At 44.8% G+C, this 6539-nt stretch carries 2 protein-coding genes and 1 pseudogene; 2 read left to right on the top strand and 1 reads right to left on the bottom strand.

Translation table 11 applies throughout. From position 1 onward, the window contains the following. A pseudogene (locus P5674_RS19580) lies at positions 1-3736 on the bottom strand (S8 family serine peptidase); the annotation flags it as partial. 945 nt (positions 3737-4681) lie between these two features. Between P5674_RS19580 and P5674_RS19575 the strand changes: the two are divergent. Both P5674_RS19575 and P5674_RS19570 read left to right on the top strand, forming a co-directional pair. Continuing rightward, positions 4682-6004 (top strand): NB-ARC domain-containing protein, encoded by a 1323-nt coding sequence (locus tag P5674_RS19575; RefSeq protein WP_006616332.1) that lies wholly within the window; start codon positions 4682-4684, stop codon positions 6002-6004. 273 nt (positions 6005-6277) lie between these two features. Beyond that, positions 6278-6475 (top strand): hypothetical protein, encoded by a 198-nt coding sequence (locus P5674_RS19570; protein WP_199318210.1) that lies wholly within the window; start codon positions 6278-6280, stop codon positions 6473-6475. The last annotated feature ends 64 nt before the right edge of the window (positions 6476-6539 follow it).

Below are 6539 nucleotides of genomic sequence, written 5' to 3'. Positions count from 1 at the left end.
GACCGGGACCGGGACGATACCACAAAATATCAGTCAGACCTGAACCGTTGAAGTCACCTTGAACGGGGATATAATCACCATTGACGGTGAAGGGACTGCTTTCATAGCTACCATCTTGATTGAAAGACCAGATGTAATCTTGACCGGGACCGGGACGATACCACAAAATATCAGTCAGACCTGAACCGTTGAAGTCGCCTTGAACGGGGATATAATCACCATTGACGGTGAAGGGACTGCTTTCATAGGTTCCATCTTCATTAAAAGACCAGATGTAATCGGGTGCGAGTCCGGGTGCATACCAGAGGATATCGGTAATACCGGAGCCGTTGAAGTCTCCAGGAATGGGGGTGTAAACGCCATTAACAGTAAACGGACTACTGGTATAGTTGCCACCTTTGTCAAAAGACCAGATATAATCGGGTGCGGGGCCGGGTGCATACCAGAGAATATCTGAGACATCGTTTCCGTTAAAGTCTCCGACGACGGGGGTGTAGGTGCCGTTGACGGTAAAAGGCTGGCTTTCGTAGTTTCCATCCTCATCAAAGAACCAGATATAATCCTGTCCTGGTCCAGGGACATACCAAAGGACATCTGAGATTCCATCGCCGTTAAAATCTCCGATAATTCCTTCATAGGTGCCGTTAATGGTGATGGGGACACTGGTGTAGGGTTGTTCTGTTGATGTGCTGATCGCAATATTACGAACAGCGGTATTATTCGACTCATTGGTTTCGATTACAAAGCTGAAAGCATCAACAATCAAACCAATCGTATATTCCCCATCCCCACTCCAGAAAGAATTGCTGGCATTGGGTAATGAAATTTGTTTAGTCAAAGTCTCTGTGCTGCTATTTCCGGGGATGGGGTCAACCCAAGTCCAACCGAGCAAATAATCTTCGCCAGGATCGATACTGGAATCATCGGACAGGTAAAAGTCTACCCAGAATCCACCTTCAGAACTCTCAGCATCGTCGCTACCCGTATTCTCAATGGAATAGCTGACCTGAATCGAATCTCCGGGATTAGATTGGGTGGTATTCAGGGTAAAGTTACGAGGAATCAGATCGACATCATTACCCTGAGTTTCTGAGTAAATTATTTCTAGGTTAATGTTACCAGATGCGCCATTATATCCATCAACAGCAATGTTGTAATTGGTTCCCCCTATAACGTCAAAGATAATTTCGCTTTGCCGTCCATACCACAAAGAATCATCATTGCTGGCTACTTCGGTCAAATTGGAAATAGAAGAACCAGTATAGGCGGCCAATGTCGTGTCAAAATTACTACCTCCAGTATTGATCGCCACATTACCTGAACCGGGAGCAGTCCAATTCCACCACAGGGAACTACCGCCAGAATTACCAGCGTGGTCGGGTTCTCCTGGCTGTTTGGTAGCACCGATGTTGCTACTGATAACGCTGGCGTAGGAACCACTGAGGGAGGTACTGTTAGCAAAATCATCATTGCTTAACAGGCTGGTTTCTAGCAACAGAGATAAATTAATGTCTCCAGAGGCTCCCCCAAATCCATCAACGGCAATTTTATAAGTAGTTCCTGGTTCGACAGGAAAGGAAATTTGGCTTTGTAGACTATTGGTATCATCATTGCTGTCTATTTCAGCTAAGTTAGACAAAGATGAACCAGTATATGCAGCTAGGATGGTGTCAAAGTTGCTACCAAAAGTATCAATGGTCACTAATCCTGAATCAGGAGCAGTCCAATTCCACCAAACTGAACTACCGCCAGATAGTCCGGCATGATTGGGTTCGCCAGGTTCTTTGGTGGCGTTGACGTTGCTACTGGTGATATTTACGGAAGTCCCACTTAAAGTAGCACTGCTGGAGAAGTCATCGTTAGGTAGTTGACTGGTGCCGAACACTAAATCTAAGTTAATATTGCCCTGGGCTCCGTTAAATCCATCAACGGCAATTTTGTAGTTGGTTCCACCTACGGTATTAAAGGTAACTTGGCTTTGTAGTCCAAAGCCGCTATTATCGTCACTGGCGATTTCTGTTAAACCAGAGATGGAAGAACCAGTGTAAACCCCTAGAACTGTATCAAAATCGCTGCCGTTGGTGTTGATGGTGGCTGTTCCAGAACTGGGAGCCGTCCAATTCCACCAGACGGAACTGCCACCTGTTCCGGCGTGGTTAGGTTCACCTGACTGTTGGGTGGCATTAATGTTGGTTCCGGTGGTGCTGGCTGATGTCCCACTTAAACCAATACTGTTGGCGAGATTATCATTCGCGGGGCTTGCTGTAGCCAGGGAGAGATCGAGGGTGATATTTCCTGTGGCTCCTTGATATCCATCGACTGCAATGTAATAACTGGTTCCTGCTATGGCATCAAAGATGATTTCGCTTTGCCGACCAGCACCACTATCATCATTGCTGGCAATAGTATTTAAGTTGGAGACTGAGGAACCGGTATAAGCAGCTAGGACGGTATCAAAGTTACTCCCAAATGTGTTGATGGTGACTTCTGCAGAAATAGGGGCTGTCCAAGTCCACCAGACGGAACTGCCACCTGTTCCGGCATGGTTGGGTTCACCCGACTGTTGAGTAGCTCCGATGTTACTACCTGTTACGGTGATTGATGTTCCTGAGAGAACTGCAGCTTGTCCAAAGTTGTCGTTATCGGGTCGGGAGGATTCAACCTCAAGGGCAGAAGCGAGGTTAATCCGATTTTTGGTAATGCCATTGCGGTGGTCGGTGATGGGATCTCCGCTGTTGATCAGTCGCTGTAGGAGTTGTTCTGAACTGTCATTGGGAAAGGCTTCACGAAGAACGGCAACTGCTCCGGCGACGTGGGGGGCTGCCATGGAAGTACCACTATAATTTGATAATCCTCCAGCAGTAATCGCAGAACCAGGAGCGAGAAGGTCTAAAAATCCGCTACTATTGGAAAAGATGGAAACGCGATCAGGGCTGGCGCTGTCAATGCCATAGGATCCATTGTAGTCATAGACTGAGCCAACGGAAATGGCGCTTTCAAAAGCAGCAGGATATGTGATGGCATCCGTAAATTCATCATTTCCAGAAGCTGCTATCGGTAGGATTCCATTGTTCCTGGCATTGGCGATCGCTTGACCGAGAGCCGTTTCATTATCTGAGAGGGGACTGGTATGTTTGTCGCGACCTAAACTCATATTGATGGCAGCAATATTGTAGGTATTACGATTTTGGATTGACCAGTTTATTGCTGCAATTATATCTGAGTCATATGCTCCATCCCCAGTAAAAACATCTAGGGCAGCAATTTGAGTGCCGGGGGCAACTCCAGCCACGATTGCACTGACATTGGTTCCGTGACCATCATCATCATCTTGCCCATCATCGGGGGCAAAATCCCGAGCATAAACAATTCGTCCTTGCAGTCCAGGAGCATTGGGATCAGCACCTGTATCCAGTACCGCTACAGTTGTCCCACTTCCAGTAAAACCTGTTGCTTCGATCGCTCTGGGTTGCCCAATTAAAGGCAAACTTTCGGCTAAGGCTTTTTCATGAATTTGAGGAACATCTAACCCTAAAACATCTGGATTTTGCAGCAATTCGATTAATGGATCTACCTCCTCAAATTTGGCAAAGGTAATCGGTAGATTTTCATAGTCGTCGAGGATTTCCAAATCTTGTCTGAAGGGGGATAAGATGTCATCTTTCAGTTCCGAGAACAGGCTGGCTTGATAGTTAATTACTTCATCGCTACCAACAGACCAATTCTCTAACTCCATTTTCTCCTCAACGGCTTGATCGATATCCCTGCTATTAAAGGAAATCAGGAGTTCCTGCGCTTCTCCATCTATGAGAGCATCTAAGGCGGTTAGGGAAATTTTATCAGCGATCGCACTTAATATTTCGGAGTCAATAACAATCTCATTGTTACTGGTCTGAAAATCATTGTTACTGGTCTGAGAATCTGAACTGCTGGAATCGGTATTTTCTGATCGGAGATTTTCGGGACGGGAAGGGGAGTCAGAGTCAGCAGTGATTAACCCAGTTGATGCCCCTGAATCATAGGGAACTAAATTAAGAATATCGGGGTTTTTCAGGATTTGGTTCAGTTCATCTACGGATTCAATCCTGAGAGCGACTGCTGAGAAATTGCGATAATTCTCTAGGACTTCAGTATCTGCAGGTAAGCCGGTGATAAAATCTTCGGTAATTCCAGTAGTTGAAGTTTTGCTATCTACTGGCTGCTCGTTGACTGCCAGAATAAATGTGATCTCTTGGGCATATCCCAATCTGAGGTTGTTTAAGGTGTTCGGAGCAATTAAACCGTATTCTCCTGGTTCTTCAATGGCAAGGTCAACTTTGGGTTCCGATGAACTGACGGGGAAAAGGTCATAGTTAACATCAAAGACATCAAGAGTCGGAAGACCGGAGGAGATAAGTGTATTCGGATCATAAAGATCGTCTTCTGGAGATACCACTTGAAACCCGCTGATAGAATCCATTACAATTACCTCTCATATCTAGTTAAACTGTAAATGCCATAAAAATAGGCAAAAGACCTTACAACTTCTATATAGATATAGCCTAACATAATGACTGTAATAAAATGTGAGTTATGTGGATGAAATTTTGTCAACAAAAGTAACGAACTGTTAACGGTTAAGTTTTATGAAAATTACCGTTGTAATAACCGATGATATCCAGTCAGGGAGAGTATCTAAGCAATGAACTTAAAAAAAGCTAAAATTATTCGCGATCGCCTCTTATCCATGTTATATCCAGCTTTCCAGTTAAGCGACATCCAAGAACAGGTTTTCTGTGAGTCTTGGGAAAAACGCTCCTACCGGGAAATGGCTACTCGTTTGGGATACGAACACGACTATATTCGTCAGATTGGCGCTCAGTTGTGGAAAATGCTGTCTCAAGCAACGGGAAAGACGGTCACAAAACGCAATCTTCATACAGTGTTACAGGAGGAATACTGTCGGTGGCAGGAAGCCCGCCAAGTTCCAACTTGTTGGCAAGACTGGGGGGAAGCGACGAATGTTTCTCAGTTTTGGGGACGGGAGGCGGAGTTGGAAACCCTAAAACGGTGGGTTTTGAGCGATCACTGTTCTTTGGTGGGAATAGTTGGTTTTGGGGGGGTGGGTAAAACAGCACTTTCTGTTAAGTTTTCTCAAGAAGTGCAGCAGGAGTTTGAGGTACTCATCTGGCGTAGTCTCCGCGATCGCCCCCCACTTCTGAGGCTATTGGCGGATATCCTGTCAGTAATCAACTACACCCAAACGGTGACTGTTGAGCCTTCAGAAACAAGGATGCTGTCTATGCTGATCAAAGTTCTCCAGCAACGCCGATGTCTGTTGGTACTGGACAACTGGGACACTGTTCTGGATCCTCGCCGAGAATGTCTGAAGTTGTATCAATCTGGATATGAAGGCTATGGTGAGTTACTCAAATATATAGGAGAAATTCAACATCAAAGTTGTGCGATCGTCACCAGTCGGGAGAAGCCGCATGAAATAGCTACTTTAGAAGGGGAATTACTCCCAGTCAGGATTTTAAAGTTGGGGGGAATTACAGAAACAGCGGGAGCCAAACTGATTGAAGACAAGGGCTTACAAGCCATTTCTACAGACGTTAATAAATTGGTCAATTACTATCGGGGAAATCCCTTAGCAATTAAAATGGCTGTAGCAAATATTAAGGAATTATGTTTAGAAAATGTCAATGATTTTTGGAGTAAAAATCAAATGATTTGTGGTGGTATCTGTCAATTAATCCAACCCCAATTAGAGGGACTATCTGATCTAGAAAGACAAATGTTATACACACTGGCGAAAAGTTATCAACCGCTGGCGATCGCCTTTTGGCAAAACATACCATCATCAACAAATGCTGATCAGATTATCAAAGCATTAAGATTCCTAGAAGAGCGATCGCTCATTGAGAAACAAGAGCCAGGCTATCTTTTACCTCCGGCGATCGCAGAGTATATCAACATAACCCCAGAGTTTTGTCCTTTCTGTATGGAGTTTATGAACCCGTAACCAGAGACTTTAACCGTCATGGTTACACCGAAATTCCGAAGATTTCCCTGAACTATGGAGGGGAATAACTCTGGTTTTTGCGCCAGTTAAGTTCATAGGGGTTTCATTTACTAGCAGCTCACTCCCATTGACTATTTGGCAAAGTCATTATATATGTCCGCACGGATTTCCATTATCTTATAATAAGTCAAGCTTCCGCATTTGTCAAGGGGAAAAATCGGGATTTTTCGAGTTTTTTTAGGATTGCCTAAACTGGTGATTGGGGGCGGGTTTATGGAGTTCTGGGAAAGGGTGCGATCGCTTTTTTTAACCATGAGGGTGGCAGGTTATATAGCCTATTTAAGTAGGTTGGGTGGAGGAGGGGAACCCAACACCACCATCTCACCGCTGTTGGGTTTCACCCAACCTACTACCCAGAGCTATAGGCTCAAAAAACCATTATATATGTCGGCACGGTTTCCCATGATTTAATAATAAGTTAAGCTTCCGCATTTGTCAAGGGGAAAAATCGGGATTTTTCGAGTTTTTTTAGGAT

Origin of the sequence: Limnospira sp. PMC 289.06, from assembly GCF_032350395.1 — a bacterium.
Classification (GTDB): Bacteria; Cyanobacteriota; Cyanobacteriia; order Cyanobacteriales; family Microcoleaceae; genus Limnospira; species Limnospira platensis.
Note: the sequence above shows the minus strand (reverse complement) of the source record. Positions and strands in the feature narration are given on the sequence as shown.

Coding starts and splice junctions, on each gene's coding strand:
- P5674_RS19575 (WP_006616332.1), top strand. CDS start 4,682: ATGAACTTAAAAAAAGCTAAAATTATTCGCGATCGCCTCTTATCCATG.
- P5674_RS19570 (WP_199318210.1), top strand. CDS start 6,278: ATGGAGTTCTGGGAAAGGGTGCGATCGCTTTTTTTAACCATGAGGGTG.